Source organism: Burkholderia sp. SCN-KJ, assembly GCF_024656005.1.
GTDB lineage: Bacteria > Pseudomonadota > Gammaproteobacteria > Burkholderiales > Burkholderiaceae > Burkholderia.
In genome coordinates, this window is sequence record NZ_JANKOG010000016.1 from 89061 (window position 1) to 110167 (window position 21107).

General features: G+C 68.3%; 20 protein-coding genes. 13 read left to right on the forward strand and 7 right to left on the reverse strand.

The window, feature by feature from the left end:
• Nucleotides 1-39: 39 nt before the first annotated feature.
• From NQV17_RS24635 to NQV17_RS24660, 6 genes are all read left to right on the forward strand, one after another.
• Nucleotides 40-1851 carry a hypothetical protein gene (locus NQV17_RS24635; protein ID WP_257774224.1) on the forward strand — a complete coding sequence of 604 codons (1812 nt, stop codon included), beginning with the start codon at nucleotides 40-42 and terminating at the stop codon, nucleotides 1849-1851.
• A gap of 50 nt (nucleotides 1852-1901) precedes the next feature.
• Nucleotides 1902-2954 carry a hypothetical protein gene (locus NQV17_RS24640; RefSeq protein ID WP_124487344.1) on the forward strand — a complete coding sequence of 351 codons (1053 nt, stop codon included), beginning with the start codon at nucleotides 1902-1904 and terminating at the stop codon, nucleotides 2952-2954.
• A gap of 39 nt (nucleotides 2955-2993) precedes the next feature.
• Nucleotides 2994-4385, forward strand: coding sequence for a hypothetical protein (locus NQV17_RS24645; RefSeq protein WP_257774225.1), 1392 nt, complete (start codon nucleotides 2994-2996; stop codon nucleotides 4383-4385).
• A 3-nt stretch (nucleotides 4386-4388) separates the two neighbouring features.
• Entirely contained in the window at nucleotides 4389-5690 is a 1302-nt protein-coding gene (locus NQV17_RS24650) for a hypothetical protein (RefSeq protein WP_257774226.1), read from the forward strand.
• 3 nt (nucleotides 5691-5693) lie between these two features.
• Complete coding sequence (locus NQV17_RS24655; protein WP_257774227.1) at nucleotides 5694-6689, forward strand: hypothetical protein; 996 nt, start codon at nucleotides 5694-5696, stop codon at nucleotides 6687-6689.
• A gap of 252 nt (nucleotides 6690-6941) precedes the next feature.
• Nucleotides 6942-8444, forward strand: coding sequence for a hypothetical protein (locus NQV17_RS24660; protein WP_257774228.1), 1503 nt, complete (start codon nucleotides 6942-6944; stop codon nucleotides 8442-8444).
• Between the two features lie 169 nt (nucleotides 8445-8613).
• Here the strand turns inward: NQV17_RS24660 and NQV17_RS24665 are convergent, their stop codons facing one another.
• Nucleotides 8614-9348, reverse strand: coding sequence for an ABC transporter substrate-binding protein (locus NQV17_RS24665; protein ID WP_257774229.1), 735 nt, complete (start codon nucleotides 9346-9348; stop codon nucleotides 8614-8616).
• Between the two features lie 112 nt (nucleotides 9349-9460).
• On the reverse strand, nucleotides 9461-9754 hold the full coding sequence (locus tag NQV17_RS24670) for an antibiotic biosynthesis monooxygenase (RefSeq protein WP_044844322.1): 294 nt from the start codon (nucleotides 9752-9754) through the stop codon (nucleotides 9461-9463).
• A gap of 241 nt (nucleotides 9755-9995) precedes the next feature.
• Here NQV17_RS24670 and NQV17_RS24675 point away from each other — a divergent pair, with 241 nt between their 5' ends.
• Both NQV17_RS24675 and NQV17_RS24680 read left to right on the forward strand, forming a co-directional pair.
• Entirely contained in the window at nucleotides 9996-11402 is a 1407-nt protein-coding gene (locus NQV17_RS24675) for an HD domain-containing phosphohydrolase (protein ID WP_257774230.1), read from the forward strand.
• Nucleotides 11403-11459: 57 nt separating this feature from the next.
• Entirely contained in the window at nucleotides 11460-13232 is a 1773-nt protein-coding gene (locus tag NQV17_RS24680; protein ID WP_257774231.1) for a histidine kinase, read from the forward strand.
• A 23-nt stretch (nucleotides 13233-13255) separates the two neighbouring features.
• Here the strand turns inward: NQV17_RS24680 and NQV17_RS24685 are convergent, their stop codons facing one another.
• Entirely contained in the window at nucleotides 13256-14332 is a 1077-nt protein-coding gene (locus tag NQV17_RS24685) for a PHB depolymerase family esterase (protein WP_257774232.1), read from the reverse strand.
• Nucleotides 14333-14629: 297 nt separating this feature from the next.
• Here NQV17_RS24685 and NQV17_RS24690 point away from each other — a divergent pair, with 297 nt between their 5' ends.
• On the forward strand, nucleotides 14630-14839 hold the full coding sequence (locus NQV17_RS24690) for a hypothetical protein (RefSeq protein ID WP_257774233.1): 210 nt from the start codon (nucleotides 14630-14632) through the stop codon (nucleotides 14837-14839).
• A gap of 5 nt (nucleotides 14840-14844) precedes the next feature.
• Here NQV17_RS24690 and NQV17_RS24695 read toward each other — a convergent pair whose 3' ends face one another.
• The 4 genes from NQV17_RS24695 to NQV17_RS24710 are packed head-to-tail and all read right to left on the reverse strand — an operon-like array spanning nucleotide 14845 to nucleotide 18926.
• Complete coding sequence (locus NQV17_RS24695; RefSeq protein WP_124519900.1) at nucleotides 14845-15228, reverse strand: GtrA family protein; 384 nt, start codon at nucleotides 15226-15228, stop codon at nucleotides 14845-14847.
• 15 nt (nucleotides 15229-15243) lie between these two features.
• Nucleotides 15244-16287 carry a glycosyltransferase family 2 protein gene (locus NQV17_RS24700; protein WP_257774234.1) on the reverse strand — a complete coding sequence of 348 codons (1044 nt, stop codon included), beginning with the start codon at nucleotides 16285-16287 and terminating at the stop codon, nucleotides 15244-15246.
• Between the two features lie 24 nt (nucleotides 16288-16311).
• The gene (locus NQV17_RS24705; RefSeq protein ID WP_257774235.1) at nucleotides 16312-17691 is read right to left on the reverse strand and encodes a glycosyltransferase family 87 protein; all 1380 of its coding nucleotides are present in this window, start codon (nucleotides 17689-17691) and stop codon (nucleotides 16312-16314) included.
• Nucleotides 17688-18926: a glycosyltransferase family 87 protein gene (locus tag NQV17_RS24710; protein WP_257774309.1), complete on the reverse strand. Its 1239-nt coding sequence runs from the start codon at nucleotides 18924-18926 to the stop codon at nucleotides 17688-17690. The genes NQV17_RS24705 and NQV17_RS24710 overlap by 4 nt, the downstream gene beginning before the upstream one ends.
• 711 nt (nucleotides 18927-19637) lie before the next feature.
• Here NQV17_RS24710 and NQV17_RS24715 point away from each other — a divergent pair.
• The 4 genes from NQV17_RS24715 to NQV17_RS24730 all read left to right on the forward strand — a co-directional run bounded on the left by NQV17_RS24715 (nucleotide 19638) and on the right by NQV17_RS24730 (nucleotide 21078).
• Entirely contained in the window at nucleotides 19638-19844 is a 207-nt protein-coding gene (locus tag NQV17_RS24715) for a hypothetical protein (RefSeq protein ID WP_257774236.1), read from the forward strand.
• 106 nt (nucleotides 19845-19950) lie between these two features.
• Nucleotides 19951-20133 carry a Flp family type IVb pilin gene (locus tag NQV17_RS24720; RefSeq protein ID WP_257774237.1) on the forward strand — a complete coding sequence of 61 codons (183 nt, stop codon included), beginning with the start codon at nucleotides 19951-19953 and terminating at the stop codon, nucleotides 20131-20133.
• Between the two features lie 167 nt (nucleotides 20134-20300).
• Nucleotides 20301-20507: a Flp family type IVb pilin gene (locus NQV17_RS24725; RefSeq protein ID WP_257774238.1), complete on the forward strand. Its 207-nt coding sequence runs from the start codon at nucleotides 20301-20303 to the stop codon at nucleotides 20505-20507.
• Between the two features lie 31 nt (nucleotides 20508-20538).
• Nucleotides 20539-21078: a prepilin peptidase gene (locus NQV17_RS24730; RefSeq protein ID WP_257774239.1), complete on the forward strand. Its 540-nt coding sequence runs from the start codon at nucleotides 20539-20541 to the stop codon at nucleotides 21076-21078.
• Nucleotides 21079-21107 lie beyond the last annotated feature (29 nt).

The following is a 21107-nucleotide window of genomic DNA, read 5'->3' on the forward strand; positions in this document are numbered from 1 at the left end:
TCACTCCCCCGAACCGACCGGATTTCAAGGAGAAGTTAAATGTTTCATGTCAACAATCAAGTCCGCTTCCTCGACCTCGTCGACCTCGAGACCCGGGCACGCGACGGGCTGGTCGATATCGTCAACCGGCTCGAGTCGCTGAAGCGGCCGCCGGTCGCCGCCGAGCGGGAGCAGCTCGCGCTGTGCAAGGCCATCCTCGCGGTCGTCTACGACACGAAGCCGTCCGACGGCGTGCCGCAGGTGTGCGATCCGCTGTTCGTCGCCACCCGCGAACTGCTCGCCAGCAAGTCGCTGGTGAATCCGCCGTTGCTGTCCGAGGTCAACGGCCAGCTCGTGTTCGACGCGGGCGACGTGAGCGGCGCCAACGGTTCCAATGGCGCCAATGGCGCGAACGGCTCGGACCCGGAGGCCGTGTCGATCACGCTCGTCGCGCTGGTGCTGGGCATCCTCGCGGTGGACGGGGCCACGCCGCCGCCCGTGAAGGTCGAGGATGGCCGGACCGTGCCGGACGGCGACAACGTGCTGATGAACGCCTTTACCCGCCAGTTCTTCGCGGCGGTGGGCGAGGCCAATTCGTACGGTGGGCTCGCGCAGCGGGTGCTGGCGCTGCTGTGCATCGAGGGCGATCCCGACGGCCGCGGCGGCGAGCAGCCGGGCGTGGTCACCACCGAATTCGCGCGCGTGATGCGCGGCCTGCAGGCCCGCAAGATCCAGGCCGACGAGCCGCAGCTGCGCCGCCGCATCAACGAGGAGCTGAACACCGTCCAGAACATCGGCGGCGAGGACGCGATCGCCGATCTCGGCATCGACCTGCCGAACCTCGAGGATCTGGAAGACGCGAACATCGTCGCCGACAACGTGCGCGTGATGGGCCCGATGATCGTCGCCGCGATGTTCGACGAGCTCAAGGTGTTCCAGGTGGTCGACCGCATCGTCGAGCAGTTCCAGCACGGCACGCTGCCGATCGGCCCGGGCAATGCCGGCAAGCTGCTCTATCGCTACTGGCGCGAAACGCCGAACCGCATCTCCGAGCAGGAGCGCAAGAACTTCGCGGCCATCACGCTCGGCGTGCCGGGCGGCGATCCGAACACGGCCGGCAACCGCGAGTTCAACGACCTGTGGATCCGCTTCGTGTCGTCGGTGTCGTCGTTCGTGCGCCAGACCGAAGTCGACTCGCTGCTGCGCGCGAGCGTGCCGAACCCGATCAACCACCAGCAGGTGCGCAAGGCCGCCCGCGATCTCGCCGGCAACCTGTCGCTGCACGGCTACGGCATGGCGCATTACGCGGCGCGCGAGATCCAGTCGCAGGTCAAGTTCATGATCGACCTGCTGCAGGACCCCGAGATCCGCGGCTGCTACGGCGCGAAGGACATGTGGCAGGTGATCGACCAGGTCGCGACCTACGACCTGGGCGGCGCGCGCACCAGCTCGCGCTATCGCACGCTGGCGACCTGCGGCACGATCATCACCGCGTGGCTGGCCAACAACGTCGATCGCGTCAACAAGGCGACCGGCCCGCTGCTCAGCATCGACCAGATCGCCAATCCGGACGTCTCGTCGAACCACAAGTCGACCGTCGACCCGACCGACTACGACCTGGTCAACGCATGCGAGCTGTGGCTGGCCGATACCGCGACCACCGATACGCAGATCGAGCAGTTCTCGCAGCCGCGCGAGGCGCCGCAGATGACCTCGAAGCCGGTGCCGATCCCGGCGATGGCGCGCGAGATGCTGGACGGCGTCGGCGACATCGGCGCCGGCATCGGCCTCGGCGCGGGCGTGCCGGTGAAGGCGGGCTACGGTGTCGGCACGCACAACGGCGCGAGCTACTACTCGAACCGTCCGCACTGAAGCGGCGTCGCGTGTGCCGCGCCATTTTCGAACCCTGCCGGAGCCGAGCCATGCCCCTGACCTCAATCCGCGAACCGGTCGTCGCCCGGGTCGAACGCCGCCTGAAAAGCGCCGCGCGAAGCCTCGGCACCGCCGATCCATTCGCGCCGTCGCGCGACCTGTTCCTGCGCACCTTCGGCGACGGCGCCGACGATCTGCGGTTCCGCGACAACGCGCTGATGCCGATGGCGGTGCCGTTCGAGCCCAGCTTCTCGGAAAGCCAGCCGGGCAAGCTGCGCTTCACGATCGAGCCGTTGCCGCCGGAGGCGTCGGCGATCGACCGGCGCGACGAGTCGACCCGCGAAATGCGCAAGCTGATCCGCGACTTCATCGGCCGCGAGGCGCTGCACTGGTTCGATCAGGCGAGCGAGCCGTTCCGGGGCTTCGCGCGGCCGGGCGGCAACCTCGACTACGGCGCGTTCTTCGGCTCCAGCTACGACCGCGACGGGCTCTATGCGTCCAAGGTGTACTACGAGCTGCCCGGCGATGCCGGCACGATCGAGAACCTGCCCCGCGACCTGGCCGGCATCGTCCAGGCCGCGCTGCAGATGGTGCCGGGGCTCAAGCCGCTCTTCACCACGATGGCGGCCCAGCGCGATCTCGGCGGCCAGCGGCTCACGTTCGCGTGCACCCGCGCGCTGCGGCTCGCCGATCTGCAGCCGGTCATGGATGCGCTCGGCATCGGCCATCGGCTGCCCGGCATCATGCAGCTCCTGGGGCTGGTGCTCGGCGGGCGCTTCGACCTGCCGCCGCACGGCGCGCTGCTCGCGTTCGGGCTCGGCCCGGACGGGCCGGATTTCGAGCTTTACGTGCTGCTGTCGGCGATCCCCGACGTGCCGCCCGCGTTCCTCAGCCTGCTGACGATGGGGCTCGCCGAGCGTCCGCGCGGATTGCAGGCGCTCGAGCGCTGGATGGGCGCGTTCACGCCGGAGGACGCGCACTGGCCGGGCCGCTTCTCGATCATCAGCCTGCGCACGGACGCGGCCTGCCCGGCACGGGTGAGTCTCTACCTGCGCCCCATCGAGTTCGAACTGCCTGTGGACGCGCCCGCCCAGGCCAACTGAATCCGAATCGCGTCGTCACGCGTTTCCCGCGAGGTCGCCATGTTCCCGCAAGCTGCCCGTTCCACGCCGATCGCGCCGCCGCCGCCACGCGCCGCGGCGGCCGCTCCGCGTCACACGCCGCCGGTGCCCGCCGACGAGGTGCGCCAAGGCGTCGCGCAGATGTTGACCCGGTCGCAGGCGTTCAACGCGATGCCCGACGCCGATCGCCGCGATATCGCGCGCAACACCGCGTTGATCGCCGATTACCTCGCGCGGCCCGAAGGGTTCGCCGGCCACGAGATTCCGGGCGGGGTGGGCACCGCGCCGGCGCGCGCGCTCGACGACAACACGGATCATTCCGCGCACGAGGCGGATTTCTCGACGCACAACCAGGCCGTCGACAGCATCGGCAAGTCCAAATTCACCGCGGCGGCCGCGCACGAGGGCGCGGCGGTCGCGGGCGAGCTGCTGAACCAGGTCAAGTTCCCGACCTTCGTCGCGAGCCTGATCAGCGGCGTGTTCCAGTCGATCACGCACAGCTCGATCGAGCAGATGAAGGCGTATCAGGAAATGATCGCGCAGGTGGCGAAATCGCTCGGCCAGTTCGCCGACGAACATGTGACGGAGAACCAGGCGCGCGATCATATGGTCGGCCAGTTTCCCGACCTGTTCGAGATCGGCATGGACGACAGCGGCGACACGCCGAGCCCGCGCGTGCAGGTGCGCGACGGCGTCGACCCGGACGCAGCGTCGAAGACCGTGCGTGCGCGCCTGCAGATGGGCGACGGCGATACCTTCGACCTGTCGGACGAGGCCTCCGAGCTGGCGATCGTCAACCGCTTCAAGATGCAGCTCGCCAAGCAGCGCCAGCAGATGCTGGCGTCGATCGTGCTGATGGGCATCAACCGCATCGTCGTCACCGACGGCAAGATCTCCGCGAAGATCATCTACGACGTGCGCGCGCAGGACACGCTTTCGAAGCAGCGCAGCGCCACCGCGGTCGACCTCGCCCGCGACAAGGACGGCAACGTCCAGTCGACCTACGCCGGCAAGGGCACCTACGATCGCGGCGGCAAGTACGACTCCAGCAACGACAAGGACAACGGCCGCCAGTACAGCGCCGACTACTACGCGAAGGGCGACTACGAATACGAGAACAAGCCGATCATCACCGCGTCGACGGCCGCGTCGGAAACCAGCAACGCGGCGATGCAGACGAAGATCCAGCTGTCCGGCGCGGTCGACGTCAACTTCAAGAGCGACTACCTGCCGCTCGACAAGATGGCGACGCCGCAGATGATCGCCACCATCACCGGCAACGCGACGCCGGCCGATCCGAACGTGCTGCCCAGCCCGAAAACGCCGCCGGCGGCTTCAGCCCCCGCGGCGGCTTCAGCCCCGGCGGCGGCGCCGGCCGCCGCGCCGGCGCCGGCTGCGGCCAGGGGAAACTGAGCCATGCGCCTGCCCGCTCCCCCCGACGCGCTCCACCCGGTGCGGCCGCCCACGAGCGCCGCCGCGTTCGACGCGACGCGGCCCGAGGTGCGCCGCCTGCTCACCGCGATTCCGTCGTTCCTCGACCTGCCCGACGACGAGCGCCGCCGCATCGCCGCCGATACGGTGCGGGTGCTCGCCTACCTGGCCGACCCGAACGGCGTGCATGCCGAGATCGCCGAGCGCGAGGCGAACGGCGAACTGCCGCCCACCGGCCTCGCGCACCCGCTCGCGCAGCCGGGTCCGGCGCCGGCCGCCGCGGCGCTGGCCGACGATCCCGTCACCGCGACCAAGCGCCAGCTCGCGCAGGATCCCGGCTTCGCCGGCAAGGACTTCCAGGCCGGCGCGGTGAAGCAGGGCGTCGAGCAGTTCGGCCAGATGGTGCAGAAGGTCGATTTTCCGAAATTCGTAGGAGGCCTGATCAAGAACGTGTTCCAGGCGATCGTCGAGAGCTCGATCGAGCAGATGCGTGCGTATGGCGAGCTGATCGCCAATGTCGCCAAGACCACCGCCCAGTTCATGAGCGACAACATCAGCGAAGGCGCCGGCCGCGACTATCTCGCCGATTCGTTTCCCGACGTGCTGTCGGTGCAGGCGCAGGATGGCGCCGACGCGTTCGACGCGAACAGCGCCGGCGCGGCCGCGGCGGCGGCCCCGACGCGGCTGGTGGCGCAGGGCGACAACGCGCAGCAGCGGCTTGCCGAGATCAGCCGGAACTACAACCTCGATCCGCCCGTGACCGACCTGTCCGACGACAAGTCGGAACTGCGCCTCGTCACCGCGGCGCGCCTGCAGATGGCGAAGCAGCGCCAGCAGCTGCTGTCGTCGATGGTCATGCTCGGCATCAACCGCATCGTCGTCACCGACGGGTCGATCAACGCCAAGGTGGTGTTCGACATGCGCGCCAGCGACACGGCGAAACGCACCTACACCGCGTCGATGCACGACCGCGAGAGCCAGAAATACAAGGAATCGCTCAACGCCCATTACGGCAGCTGGTACACGCCGTATTCGGCCGACGCCGCGTTCGAGGGGCAGCAGGAACACGTGGCCACGGTCGGGTCGGCGCTCGACGACACGAGCGAATCGAAGGCCGAGGTGAAGGCGAAGCTGTCGGGCGAGGTCCGCGTCAACTTCAAGAGCGACTACCTGCCGCTCGACAAGATGGCGACGCCCGAGATGATGTCGGTGATCCAGGGCAACTCGACGCCGTACAACCCCAACAAGCCAGCCCCCGCCGCCGGCGTGCCGGCCGGGCAGCACTGAATCATGGCGCGCATGCTCATCGTCCCGCCGGTGGATGCCGGGCTCGCGGCGGCCATCCGGTCGGGGGAGCGGCTCGTCGAGCGCGCGACCGCGCACGGCCTCGCGTTCGCGCTCGACGAGCTCGGCGACATCGCGATTCCCGATCCCGTTGCCGCGCGCATCGACAAGGCGCAGCTGCGGGCGCTCGCGTCGCTCTATCTGGCGGCCGACCTCGAGCCCGCGGGCGTGATCCCCGCGGTCGAGGCGCTCGCCGGCCTGTCGGCGAGCGGCGCCGTCGGCGTCGATCTCGGCGGCGCGGAGCCGCTGGTCGCCAACTGGTGGCGTCACCGCGCCGAGAAGCTCGCGGCCGGCGAGCGCGCGGCGTTCTATGCACGGTTGTTCGGCACCGCGTACGGCCCGGCCGCCGCCGATGCCGAGCGCAACGTCCAGTTCGAGGAATGCATGCTCGTGCTTTGCGAGGCGCTCTACAAGCTCGACGAGACGCCCGGTGCCGACCCGGGCGGGGATCCCGGGCGCCAGGCGCGGGTCCGCAACGCCGCGCGCGCGCTCGCGCAGAATCTCGGCGCCGCCTGTACCGGCGTGACCGCGTTCATGGCCGGCGAGATCGTCGGCATGCTCAGGGACGCGTTCGCGATCCTCGGCCATGCCGACCTGCGTCACGGCTTCGCCGCGCGCGACATCTGGGGCGTGGTGGCCGGCATCGGCCGGCTTTCGCGGCAGCCGCCGGCCCAGCCTGCCGCCTATGTCCGGCGCGGCAAAGCCGGGATGACCGTGATCGCATGGCTGGCGGACGTCGCGGATGCGCTGGACGGCGCGTCGCCGCTGCTGCGCACCGACAATCCGGTGATCGCCTCCGCCGCCGACTGGATCGAGGCGACGCTCAGCCTCGGCGAGAAACCCGACGGCCAGGTGTCTTCCGTCCCGGACGACGGCCGCGCCGTGCCGCCGGCCGCGCGCCCGGCCGCGCCGTCGAACCCGTGGGCGGCGCTCGGAAGCTGACATGGAACCGCGTCGCTCAGGCCGTCGCGAGACGGGCGGCAGAACCCGGGTGCCGACGGCGGCGGACGTGCCGTCGCCCGTCTGGCCGTGCTTCACGTGTTGCGGGACGCGGAATGCGCGATGCGCGGCGGAGCCGCCGAAATGACGGCAACCGCCCACCTTGCGCGTTCGCCGGTGCCGCGGCCCGACGTTCGCCACCGTGTCCGTGAACTGCTGTCCGCGCAGCAGGGCTTCGGCGCACTCGATCCGGCCATGCGCCGCGATCTCGCGTCCGGACTGGCACGGATCGGCTCGCTCGCGGTCGATCATGACGAGCTCGCGGCGCGTCCCGGCACCGCACTGGCCGTCGCGCAGGACGCGGGCTCGGCGTATTCGGGCACCGCCATCGACCGGATGGCCGGCACCACGCGGGCCGTGCTCAACGCGGTGTCGTTCCCGCGCTTCGTGACCGAGCTGATCACGGGCGTCTTCAAGGCGATGAACGATTCGAACCAGCAGCAGCTGACCGCGTTCGTCGACCTGATCCGCAATGTCGCGCAGACCACCGAAGGCTTCGCGGACAGCAACGTCGGCATCGCCGGCGCGCGGCAGTGGCTGGCCGAGCATTTCCCCACCGCCTACGAGGTCACCGGCGATGACGAGGCCGCCGACGACGCCGACGAACTGGCGGGCCTGCCGCCGGACGAGCGCCGCCAGCGCCAGCAGGAACTGCAGGCCGAGCGCGATGCGTCGACCCGGCTGGCGTTGCGTGCGGGCGCGACCCCGCCGGCGGAAGCGGCGCTGCGCACCGCGCTGGGATTGGGGCCGGGCGATGCGGTGACGGCCGCCGATCCCGAGCGCCTGGTGCCGCTCGCCCAGCAGGTGCTGGCCCGCAACCGCCAGCAGTTGCTCGCGACGATGGTGCAGATGGGTTTGCAGCGCATCGTCATCGAGAGCGGGCGGCTCAACGCCGCGATGAATTTCCATATCGACGCGAGCAGCGTCGCCGCCAACGACCGCGGTTCGCAGTTCGACACGCGCAACACGGTGGGCGTGAGCGGGGGCGCGCGCTTCGGGCCGTGGGGTGCGGAGGCCAACGTGCAGAGCACGATCGGCTACGTGTCGACCGACCGGACCCAGACGACCGAGAGCTCGCACGCCGATCTCAACCTGAGCAGCGGCGTCGAACTGGTGTTTCGGACGGATTACGTGCCGTTGAACCGGCTGGCGGGTGTGGGGGACGTCGAACGCATCCGCGTCAACACGATCAATCCGGATGCAGAAGCGGCGCGCCTGTCCGCCGATCGCGCCGCCCAGCGCAGTGCCGAACAGGCCGACATGGCCGCTCGTAGGACCGCGCTGGACGGTGGGCTGCGTGCGCCGCCGGCTGTTGGGGCGGCGGGTTCGGGGGCGGCGGGTTCGGGAGCGGCGGGTTCGGGAGCGGCGGGTTCGGGGGCGGCGGGTTCGGGGGCGGCGGGTTCAGGGGCAGTGGGTTCGGGGTCAGCAGGTTCGGGGTCGGCGGCGTCGGGATCAGCGGGCTCAGGACCAGCAGCTTCTGGATCAGCGGCGTCAGGCTCGGCAGGGAGTGCCCGCACGAGCCAACCCGCCTCGTCGCCGCCGAATCCGGCGCCTGCTTCCGCTTCCGCTTCCGCTTCCGCGTCGCAGCCGCCTGCCGGGCCGGGCGCCGCGGCGTCCCCATCGTCCGCGCACCCCGCGACGGCAGCACCTCGATCGCCCGCCGGCGCAACAGCAGCGGGACATCGCGCCGCATCATGAACGCGCGCACGGGCAGCCGTTCGCAAAACGCCGTGCCGCGCCGAATCCCGCCGATGACGACGTTCAGCCGCGCGAGCGAAGTGTCGAGTGCCAGGTGGCGCCGGGTGGTCGACAGGCCGCGCGAACCTGACGCGACGGCATCGTCGTCGACACTTGACGAGTGTGCGAATCAGGCCAGCGGTGCGACCGACGCCCCGACGATGCCATGCCGCCGCAGCGACTCCGCGACGAAGCCCGACGCCTTCATTGCCTCGACGAATGCGCCGAGCACCGCCGCGGCCGCTTCGCCGCGGCTCTTCGGCACGCCCATCGCCTGGCGGATCACCATGAAACGCTCGCCGAGCAGGCGCAGGCCCGGCGTCTTCGCCGCATCGGCCTCGAGCTGCTGCTTCACGCCGGCCGCGACTTCGAGCTGCTGCTCGACGAAGGTCGGCACGACGGCCTGCGACGTCGGCGCGCGCACGATCTGCGCCGCCTTCAGCTCACGCGTGAGGAACAGGTCGTACGCGCTGCCCTTGCCGACCGCCACGCGGTTGTGCGGCTGGTCGACGTCCGCGTTGCCGCGGATCGGCGAAGCGTCGCGCACGAGATAGAAGCCTTCGATCAGCACATAGGGCTCGGTGAACGCGACCGTTTCGCCGCGCAGCGGATCGACCGCGAAGAAGCCGAAATCGGCGCGCTCCTCGGTCAGCGCCTGCACCGACTTGGCGGCCGTATCGAACACGACGAGTTCGAGTTCGGCCGACAGCCGGTCGGCGAACGCGCGCGCGAGGTCGATCGACACGCCGAACGGCTCGCCCGTCACCGGGTCGCGGTTCGCGAGGATCGGATTGCCGAGATTGATCGACGCGCGCAGCTTGCCGGTCGGCGTAAACGCGGAGAGGACGGAAGGGTCGACGGTCATGAAAGGGCTCGTTGGGAAGGCGGGTGCGCTGGCGCGGCGGACGGTCAGGGCGCCGACGCAGCGTCATCCGCGATGGATCGGTTGGCTCGTTGCGGCGGTTGCTTCACCGCGCTTACTTCACCGCGACTTCCGTATGCACGACCTGCGGCGGGCTCTTGAAGAACGGCCCGGCGAGCTGGCGCCACGCCTGGAAGTCGTCTGACTGCCGGAAATGCACCATGTGATCGTCGACGCTGTCCCATTTGACGACGAGCAGGTAGCCGCCGCTGCGCTCGATCACGCGATGCAGCTCGGCGCCGCCGCAGCCGCGCGCACGGGCGAACAGCGGGAGGGCCTGGCGGACCGCCGCCTCGAATGGCTCGGCCTGCGACGGATCGATTTCGAGCGATGCCATTTCCAGAATCATGAATGCTCCTGTGGGGTGAATGAGGCGAACGGATCGCGATGCGACGGGGGCGCCGCGATCGACGCGTTCCGCAACGATACCGGAAGTCGTGGTCGCGCGTTCCGGATGACCGGCTCGCGCGCTGCCGGTCGTGCGGCGCATGCCGCCTCGGTTCATACGAATCAGCGTTTTCCCCAATACGGAATACGCGGCACGCGCCGATGTCACAGAGGTGGTGAAGATAAACAATCCGAGGCCTGCCATGACGACATCCGCGACAAACGGAACGAACGTTACACCACCCGAATCGATCGCCGAAGCCGCATCCGACACCCCCGCCGCCGCCGCATCGATCCTGCTGGTCGACGACGAGCCGAGCGTGCTGTCCGCGCTGCGGCGCGTGCTGCGGCCTGCGGGCTACCAAATCCTGACCGCCGAAAGCGGCGAAGCCGCGCTCGAGATCCTCGCGTCGACCGAAGTCGACCTGATCGTGTCCGACATGCGCATGCCGACCATGAGCGGCGCGGCGTTTCTCGCCCGCGCCCGCGCGCTGTATCCGGACACGATGCGCATCCTGCTGACCGGTTATTCCGACATCGCATCGATCGTGGCGGCCGTCAACGAAGGCGGCGTGTATCGCTACCTGAACAAGCCGTGGGACGATCACGACCTGCTGATGACCCTCGAGCAGGCGCTCGAGCAGCGGCGCCTGCGCGGCGAAGCCGCGCGGCTGGCCGCGCTGACCGAAGCGCAGAACGACGCGCTGCGCCGTTTCAACACGGAACTCGAAACGCAGGTGCGCGCGCGCACCGAGGAACTCGGCCAAACCGTGATGTTCCTCGAAGCCGCACAGCACGACCTGAAAAGCAGTTTCACCGCGATGGTCCAGGTCTGCGCGAGCATGATCGAAATGCGCTGCGGATCGGCGAGCGGCCATGCGATGCGCGTGGGCGAGATCGCGCGCCGTCTCGCGCTGTCGGCCGGGATGAGCAGCCTGCACGCGCAGGACGTGTATTACGCGGGACTGCTGCACGGCATCGGCAAGCTGTCGCTGCCCGACGAACTGCTGCACAAGCCGCTCGTCAAGATGACGACGGACGAGCACAGCCTGTTCCAGCAGCATCCGCTGCGCGCGCAGATGGTGCTCACGCCGGTCGCGCAGCTGCACAAGGTTGCGTCGATCGTGCTGCACCAGTACGAGCGCTTCAACGGCCGCGGCACGCCCGACGGCCTGGCGGGCGACGCGATCCCGCTCGGCTCGCGGATCGTCGCGATCGCGCGCGATTTCGAGGGGTTGCGAAACGGCGAGATCGGCTCGCCGCATTCGGTCGAACAGGCGATCGACGTGCTGCATTCGCAGGCCGGCGTGCGTTACGACCCGCTGCTCGTCGCGCGCTTCATCGAGCTGGTGCGGGATCCGGCGAGCCTGCGCATCGCGGCGTCCGTCGCGGAGATCCGGTCCGAACAACTGCGCGAAGGGATGCAGCTCGCCGACGATCTGCGCACGCATCGCGGCGTGCTGCTGATGACGAAGGGCAGCGTGATGTCGGCGCACCAGATCGAGCTCGTGCGGCGCTTCGAAGCACGCGAGGGCACGTCGTTCGACATTCTCGTGCAGACCGGCGCGGCCGCGTCGACGCCGGCGAGCGCCGCCGCGCCGCCCGCGTGACGCTGCACGGGGCCGCTCCGCCGCGGCACCGCGTTCATTTCGACCGGGACGCCGATCATGCATGGCACCTATAACCTGCTGCTGGTCCTGCTGTCGCTCGTCATCGCGACACTGGCCTCCTATACGGCGCTCGACCTGGCGGCGTTCATCTCGCTGCTCGACGACCCGCGGCTCAAGCGCGCGTGGCTGGCAGGCGGTGCGGCCGCGATGGGCACCGGAATCTGGTCGATGCATTTCGTCGGGATGCTGGCGCTGTCGCTGCCGATTCCGCTCGGTTATGCGCTGCCGGATACAGGCGCGTCGCTTGCGATCGCGGTGCTCGTGTCGTATTTCGCGCTGAACGTCGTCACGCGTGCGCGGTTGAGCCGCCGGCACCTGCTCGCGGGCGGCGCGCTGATGGGCGCCGGGATCGTCGGGATGCATTACACGGGCATGGCCGCGATGCGCATGGCGCCGGGCATCCGCTACGAGCCCGCGCTGTTCGCGGCATCGATCGGCGTGGCCGTGATCGCGTCGACCGCCGCGCTCTGGATGGCGCAGACGTTGCGCGCGCAACAGGCGCGCCACGCGACCGCGCAACGCATCGGCGCCGCGCTGATCATGGGCATCGCGATCACGGGCATGCACTACACGGCGATGGCGGCCGCGCATTTCGCGCCGGACGCGCGCTGCGGCGCCGCGAACGGCATCGACGCGCCGTGGCTCGCGACGACCATCGCGCTGTTCACGACGGCGACGCTGATCGTCACGCTGCTCGTTTGCCGCTTCGATGCGCGCACAACCTTTCTGCGCGGCATGACGGACACGCTCGAACGGCTGGTGCGACTGCGCACCGCCGAACTCGAAACGGCGTTGCGGCGCTACGAGCAGACGACGGCGATGCTGCAACGCACGCGCGAGAACATGGCGAGCGAGATCGACGAGCGCCGCGCGGCGCAGAGTCGGCTCGAACAGGAGAAGGACGAACAGCGGCGCTTGCTGCGCGCGCTCGAGGACACCCACGTGCAGCTGCTGCAATCGGAAAAACTCGCGTCGATCGGCCAACTCGCGGCCGGCGTCGCGCACGAGATCAACAATCCGATCGGCTTCATCAGCGCGAACCTCAATACGCTGAGGACATGGGTGCGCAGCCTGCTGGACGTGATCGCCGCGCACGAAGCCGCGCTGCCGCAGCTCGAACCCGCGGTGCGCGACGCGCTGACGGCGCTGCGCGGCGCGGCCGATCTCGACTACGTGCGCGACGAGATCGTGACGCTGATCGACGAATCGATCGACGGCGCGGTGCGCGTGCGCCGGATCGTGCAGGACTTGCGCGATTTCTCGCGGCCGGGCAGCGGCGAGTGGAGCGTGGCCGATATCCACGCGGGCCTCGAAAGCACGCTCAACGTCGTCCACAACGAACTCAAGTACAAGGCCGACATCGTGCGCGAGTACGGCGACCTGCCGCTGGTCGAATGTCTTCCATCGCAGCTGAACCAGGTGTTCATGAACCTGCTCGTCAACGCGGCGCATGCGATGCCGACGCGCGGCGTGATCACGATCCGCACGTCGAGCGACGGCGAGCAGGTGTCGATCGCGATCAGCGATACCGGAACCGGCATGACGCCCGATATCGTCCGGCGGATCTTCGATCCGTTCTTCACGACGAAGCCGGTCGGGCAGGGAACGGGGCTCGGGTTGTCGGTGTCGCACGGGATCGTCGAGCGTCATCGCGGCACAATCGACGTGACGAGCGAGCCGGGGCGCGGCACGACGTTCCGCGTTCGACTGCCGATCCGGCGCGCGCAGGGCCATGCGGACGCGGCGGCGGCAGTCGGGCAACGCGCGTGAATGACAGGCGACGCGTCGCTCCGCTACCGCTTGCGCCGCCGCCTTCGAAAGAAATTCCAGAACATCGCGGTCGCGTCCGGCCCGGTCGCGGAGTGGAATGCTTCGCGCGGATCGCCGCCGCTCCACGCGTGCGCCAGGCGGCGCACGATGCAGACCCGCACGATCAGCGTGCCGCCGCGCAGATAGTCGGTGTAATCCGCATCGTCGTGCGCGTAAGTATGTTGCTCGCCGACGCGCAGATCACCCTGCGCGTCGACGAGCCGATTGATCCGCGCGAACGCGACACCCAGCTGCAGCGCATTTTGCTCGGCGACGACCGTGTCGAGCCCGCCGTGCACGACGAGTGCCGGCATGCCCGGATAAGCGCGCCCGTCGACGCAGGCATCGACGACGCGTACCGGATCGTCGCGCAGACCGCGGCGCATCAGGCTCATCGCGGCCATCGTCGACAACGGCGGCGCGATGGCCGGCCCTGAGTGCAGGCCGACGGCCGCGAAGCGATCGGGAAAGTCGAGCGCCAGACGCGCGGCCAGCCCGGCGCCGGCCGAGATGCCGGCCAGATAGATGCGGTCGCGATCGAACCCGCGCTCCCGCACGATCGCGTCGACGAGCGATGCGATCGCCGGGGCCTCCGACTGCGACGCATCGCCATGCCAGTTCCAGCAGCGATGGGCGTGGGCGGTCTTCGCCTGTTCGGGAAACAGCACGGCAAATCCGGCGCGCTCGGCGACACGGCAAATACGGGTGCCAGCGGCGAACGACTCGGCGGTCTGCTTGCAGCCGTGCAGCATGACGACGACGGGCAGGCCGTCGGTCGTCGCCGGTGCGGCGGGCAGGTACAGCGCGTACGCGAGATGGTTGACGAGCTGGCCGGCGGCGGGGCGCGCGGAATGAAACGAGCGCAGCCACGTGCCCGGTGCCTGGCGCGGCGACGTGCGGGCGGCAGGCGCCGGCGCGCGGGCGGGACGCGTGGTTCGTGCGGTGGCGGGGCGCTTCGCCGATGGCGCTGGTTTGGCGGTCTTTCTTTTCGGCCGCGCGCGCGTCGCGGCGGTCAACAGGTCGAAAGGCCGCAGCCAGAGACTGGATTTTTTCCTGGGCATGGACGGATCTCGTGCCGGCGGCGCGCGCGACAGCATGCGGCGAAGCCGGCCGTCGGGTGGAGGGCGAATGATGGCCACGCACGACGCGTGCCGCGGGAAGCGTCCGCGTCGACGTGCTCCGGCATGACCGACACGGAGGCGACGGCGCGACCCGTACCGCCGCGCGACATGTTGCCGGTAGCATCGCGATTCGGACAGGCCACGCGCCATGCTAGCAGGCATCGCTCGTCTCTGGTGCGATGGTTCCGTGACGGATCGATGAATGCTTCGACCCTACCGCGGGCCGTCCCGAACGCGATGCTCGACATCGTCCATGCGCATCCGGCGACCGGCTTCGCGATGAAACCGGCCTGCTCCCCGACGACGCAATCCGATGCGGATGCGTTCGTCGCGATGCGTGGAATGGCTCGGCGATGTCACGAGGGCATGCAGCCGGCCGCGCCGGCGGACCTTGTATCGATTGCGCGTTTGCAATCGCCGAAATCGCATATCGCGACGCCGGCGTGAAGGATTCACCGATACGTCCACACCCGGTGCAGCACGAACATCGTCGGCGGGATCAGCAGCGCGATCGCGACGATGGCCCAGCCGCGCGGCACGTCGAGCAGTTCGGCGGCGCGCGCGAGCGCCATCGTTTCGGCGAAGCCGGCCAGCGCCACGGTCAGATAGCGCACCAGGTTGCGCGAATGCACCGTCGACGAGAAGCTCCACAGCGTATTCGCGAGATACGAGAACGCCGTCGCGCCGACGAACGCGACGGCGTTCGCGATCACTTGCGTCGCATCGAAGAGCGCGTACAGCGCGGACGCGATCAGCACGTGCAGCGCGGTCGAGCAGAGCCCGGACAGGCCGAAGCGCGCCAGCCGCACGCGCTCGGCGTAGAGCAGTGCGAACATCGCCGGCTCCGCCGCTCAGCGGGCGCCGACCCGCACGCGGGCCGGCTGGACGCGGCGACGTGCGGCCGCGCGGCGCGTATCGCGCGCGACCGGCAGTTCGATCACCTTGCCGTGTGCCTGGTAGCGGCGGCGGATCAGGTAGACGGGACGTTGCTTCGACTCGTCGTAGATGCGTCCGATATATTCGCCGACCACGCCGATGCCGATGAGCTCGATGCCGCCGATGAACAGCACGACCGACAGCAGCGACGCGTAGCCGTGCACCGGATTGCCGAACAGCAGCGTGCGTCCCACGATGAACGCGCCGTACAGGAACGCGAGCGCGGCGATGCCGAGGCCGATGTAGGTCCAGCTGCGCAGCGGCACGGTGCTGAAGCTCGTGATGCCTTCGATCGCGAAATTCCACAGCTTCCATCCGGAGAACTTCGAATGCCCGGCGCTGCGCGCGTCGCGCTGGTACTCGACGATCACGGTCCGGTAGCCGACCCACGCGAACAGCCCCTTCATGAAGCGATGGCGCTCGGGCAGGCTGCGCAGCGCGTTCACGACCTTGCGGTCCATCAGCCGGAAGTCGCCGACGTTCTCCGGCAGCTTCACGTCCGACAGCACGTTGTGCACGCGATAGTAGATCGCGGCGGCGGTGCGCTTCGCGAACGAATCGCACGCGCGGTTGCTGCGCTTCGCGGCGACGACTTCCGCGCCGTCGCGCCAGTGCTCGAGCATCACCGGAATCAGGCTCGGCGGATCCTGCAGGTCGGCGTCGAGCGGGATCACCGCGTCGCCGGCCGCTTCGTCCAGACCGGCGGTCAGCGCCGCTTCCTTGCCGAAGTTGCGCGTGAGATCGATCACGCGCACGCGGCGGTCGCCCATACTGACCCGTATCAGGCGCTCGAGCGTGTCGTCGCGGCTGCCGTCGTTCACGCAGACGATCTCGAAGCGGATCGCGTCGAGGCCGGCCATCAGCGGGATCACGACATCGAAGAAGCGTTCGACGGCTTCGCCTTCGTTGTAGAACGGTACGACCAGCGAGACGAGCGGTGTGTAGAGCGATTCGCGCATGATGGGTTCCCCTGTGATGACGTGTCAGCGGCCGACGCCGAAGGTCGGGCGGCCGCTGCGGCGCAGTCCGTGCGCCGGGCGGTGGTGTGGGCGGACCGGATGCGGGAAGCTGGTCTCGGTCGAGTTGTCGTGTGCGTCGGGCATCGACGGCACGTCGTGCCTTTCTTGTGCAATCCGGCTGACGAGCAGTGCCAGCGAGGCCAGCGTGACCAGCGGCATGAACTGGAACGACAGATGCGGGACCAGCACGAGGCCGGCGAGCGGCATCACCCACATCAGCAGCAGCCATTCGCGATCGAAGCGCCGCCAGCCGTGCGTCCACGCATAGCGTGCGTACCATGCGATCACGAGCCCGTACCAGGTCAGGTCGTAGTCGTACAGATAGGGGCCGACGATCAGGGACGCGCAGGCGAGGGTCGCGGCGCGCAGCGCATACGAACACGCGCCGCGCCACGAGTACACGACGACGATCACGGCGGTCGCGGCCGACAGCAGCTGCAGGCCGAGCGCGACGGAAGCGGGCCAGCCGGCGCTCGTGGCAAGCACGAACACGGTCGGCATGCGTGCGAGCCGTGCGTGGCCGGTGCCGATCATCTGGTATGCGTCGTGCAAGCCATGCGCGAATACGACCCACGCGTCGACGCCGAACATGAGCGTCGACAGTGCGATGCCGCCGGCGATCGTCGCGGCCCACGCGGTCATCGCGCGCCATTGTCCGGCGCACAGCAGCGCGAGCGGGAACAGCACCGCCATCTGTGGCTTCATCGTCAGCATGCCGAAACAGATGCCGGCGACGACGGGGCGGCGATTCAGCATCAGCAGCCCGCAGCCGGCGAGCGTCGCGGTCAGGAGGCTCGTCTGTCCGACGATCACCGCGAGAAACGCGCCGGGGAACGCGAGCGCGCAGAGCAGCGCCGCGTCGCGCTGCACGGTTGCCCGGATCGTCGCCACGAACAGCGCGTACGTGACGCCGAGCCACAACACCAGCGCGAGCATATACGGCAGCCAGCCGAGCGGCAGCACGAACAGCAGCATCGTGGGCGGGTAGAGCCACGGCAGCGAACCGTCCGCGGCATTCATCGTCGGAATCGCGAGCTTCTCGATCACGAACAGCGAGGGGAAATGCCACGCGTCGATCCCATGGCCGTGCACGCCGAGCCGGGCGGCGGCCCAGAGCGGCGCGAGATCCTGCGCGAGCGGTTCAGGCACGGACGTATGCGACCAATGCACGCGTGCGAGGTAGACGCAGAGGAACAGCAATTCGGTCAGCAGTACCGCGGCCGCATAGAGGCGTACCCGATCACGATTGAGCCAGTGCGGGAACCGGTGCGGGCCGGCGATCGGCAGTTCCGGATGTGGGTCGATTGCCGAATCGACGTGCAACAGGGCGCGTGGTGATTTCATCGCGCACCCCCCGATGCAAGCGTCGAGCGACGCACGACGACGAACAGCACGGCGAGCAGCACGACCGGGCCGATCTGCGGCAGCTTCGTGATCCGGTTGAATACCTCGAAGATCGGCAGCAGCCACGCGATCACGATCACGATCTGGTCTCCCGGCAGCCAGCCTTCGTCGAACCCGTGGGCGATCACGCAGAAGAACGCGATGCCGAGCCAGGCGAGTTCGTAGTGCCACAGATAGGGGGTCGTCAACAGCGTGGCGATCACCAGCGCCGCGGCGCGCAGCCGAATGTCGACCGTGCGCCGCCAGACCTGGACGGCGGCGGTGATTGCGAGCAGCCCCACGGCGGCCTGGGCGGCGAGCGAGACCGGAATCGATGCGCCAGCGAGCCGCAGCGCCGCGAACGTCGTGGGCGAAACGAACCAGTAGGCCGGATTGGTGAAATGCATGCCGCGCACGATCGACATCACCTGAGCCAGGCCGTGCAGGGAGCTGATGCCGGTCAGCGCAATGCCGGCCACGGTGAACAGCACCGTGGTGATCGCTGCCGACGCGAAGGTGCGCCACGAGCGGGTCGCGACCAGCACGAACGGAAACACCACCGCCAGCTGCGGTTTGACGGCGAGCAGCCCGATCAGCATGCCGGCGACGATCGGGCGTCGGCCGAGGAAATGCAGCGCGAATGCGGCGATGCCGGCGGTCAGGATGCTGTTCTGCCCGTACAGGACGGACGCGAACACGCCCGAGTAGGCGAGCACGACGAGCGCGGCGGCGCGCGGAGCGGGCAGGTGCGCACGCAGACCCGACAGTCGCAGGACGGCGTACGCATAGCATAAAAGACTGCCCGCAAAAAAGAGGAAATACGCGGGCAGGAAAGGCACGAGGGCAACCGGGGCGATGAACAGCAGCATCGTCGGCGGATAAAGCCAGGGCAGCGACTGGTGACCTATGTAGGCACCGAATTGCGCTACCTCGGCATGGGAGAAGAAGACCGGATCGTAGATCGCTGCGGCATGACCTTGCAGCACGAGCTGCGACGCGGTCCAGAAGACGGAGAAGTCGACACCCGGTCGTGCGGTGGTCTGTGACGTGAAGGTATTCGTCACGAAGCCCCATGTGATCAGGAATCCGACACACAGCATCAGCATGATGCAGCTGTACGGAATGATCCGGTCGGCTGTCAGCCATTGAGCACAGCGTTTGGCGCGATAGCGCACTCCACGATTGGCTGTGTACATGATGCCCCGTTTGCAGTGAAGGCTGCGTGGTCTGCCGCAACCTTTTTGTGTTGTCGTGTATCCGGATCGAATCGCATTCGATGGCGCTGTCCGGTGAATGCATTGTTGGAGAAAAAAACGCGCGACGCAAACCGCGGGCTGACTCGTGAGATATCGACTCGGCAGCGACAGTGCGGAAAACCGGGTTTTCATGTCTGAGAAAACCGTACCGGCGCAAATGATGTTTCTCGCCTGAAACATTCCGGGTTTTTCGCCGGTCCGGCGGTGTGCGGAACTCGCGTCGGGCGACGGGCTGCGCGGATTCGGGAAAGTCCCGAGAAAATTTTTGGGTGCCCTTGCACAGCACGGCGGAGCCCCGCCGGCACCCCGGGGCGGCCTGTGTGCGTATATCAAATCTGAAACATTTTGTGCAGCGCGCCGAAACCCGACTGACGGGTGAATCTCCGGAACCCTTGCTGGGTCTGGATTTCCTTCCGGCTGGCCTGCTCTTTGCGTCAAGGTCCGCACGAAAGTCGACGACGTGGTGAAAGACCGGTTGAAGCAACAGGCTGACAAGACCGGACTCAATCACCTGCGGAAAGCAACGGCTCGAGGGCGCGTCGGGGAATGCGCCGCCCAGGCCGTGAAAACCGGCGGAAACGTCGACCGAGCGAATAGACGACGGCATCGTCCGCGCAACAAGAATCACATGACAGCATTTGGGGAATAAAAATGAAAGACCAGAGCACGCCGCGGCTTGCATGCCGCGAAGGCTATCCGCAGCAGCATTCAATCCGTATGCATGCCCGGTACGGTCATTACGCCGTTCTGCTCGATCGCGTCATTCGCCAGATCGCAGCGCGCATGCATATCGCACGCATCAGCTCACCGACGATCGTTCGCCCGGCCAGGCTCGTACCCTGCCGTGTGCGTCGCTGAGCGCCGCATCGAATCCTTTTGTTGTGCCGCTGTGCCGGTAGTACCCCGCTCCCTGCGTCGATTCCCGACAACGGGATTCCAATAGTAGTGCGAAAGGAGAGTAGCCATGTCCACGTTCATCCAGAAAATCCGCGGTTTCGTTCAAGACGAACAAGGCGTGACGGCCATCGAATACGGCCTGATCGCCGCGCTGATCGCAGTCGGCCTCGTTGCAGCACTGACGCTGGTCGGAAACGATCTCAAGGACGTCTTCAACACGATTGCAGACGACCTCAACGCGGCGATCTGAATGGCGGGGCGGCGAACGGCGGGTCCGGCCCGTTCGTCGCCATCCCGTCGCTCGGGCAGGGCCGGACACCCAACCAACAGATGTCGAATGGATCGAACGGCGGATGACTCGGCCGGTGCACTGCTCGAGTCTCCCCGTGCTCATGATCAACCGAATCGGAGGCCGTCATGCGGACCAGGGGATGGGCGGTAGCGGTATCGCGATGGATCGACGACGAGCAGGGGGTGACGTCGATCGAATATGCGCTGATCGCGGCAGTGTTCGCCACCATCGTGCTGGGAAGCGTGGTCGTACTGAAGGGTTCGCTTGAAGACATGTACAACATGATCGCGTCGATCGTGACCGCGGCGGTCAATACCGCACTGGGTCAGTGATCCTGATCATTACATCCCGTCGAGGTTCGCCATGTTGCCTGCCGCGCTGCCTTACCCGGTTCCGTTGTGCGTGACGCTGCTCGTCGTCGTCGCGGCCAGCACGGACATCACGAGCCGACGCATCCCGAACCGGCTCGTCGCGCTCGGGCTGGCCGGTGCGCTGATTGCCCAGTGCGCGCTGCACGGCATCCAGGCTGGCGCGCTCGCATGGCTTGCCGGCGCCGCGACCGGCTTCGGCCTGCTGCTGCCGTTCTATCTGTTGCGCGGGATGGCTGCAGGCGACGTGAAGCTGATGCTCGCGATCGGCGCATGGGTCGGCGCACAGATGACGTTCTACATGGTGCTGGCCGCCTTTCTGGCCGGCGGGATCGGCGCGATCGCTTTCGCGCTGCTGCGCGGACGCATGCGCCAGATGTGGGCGAACGTCGCGGCGCTGATCGCGCGTCGCGCGTCCGGGGCGCGTGCAGGGGCAACCGACGGCCCCGTGGAGTGCGCGTCGGTCGGTGCGTTGCCGTATGGCGTGGCGATTGCCGCCGGCACGCTGGGCATGCTGTTCGTATCGTGCGCGTAGCGCGCCGAACCTGCAACGAGGATGGACCG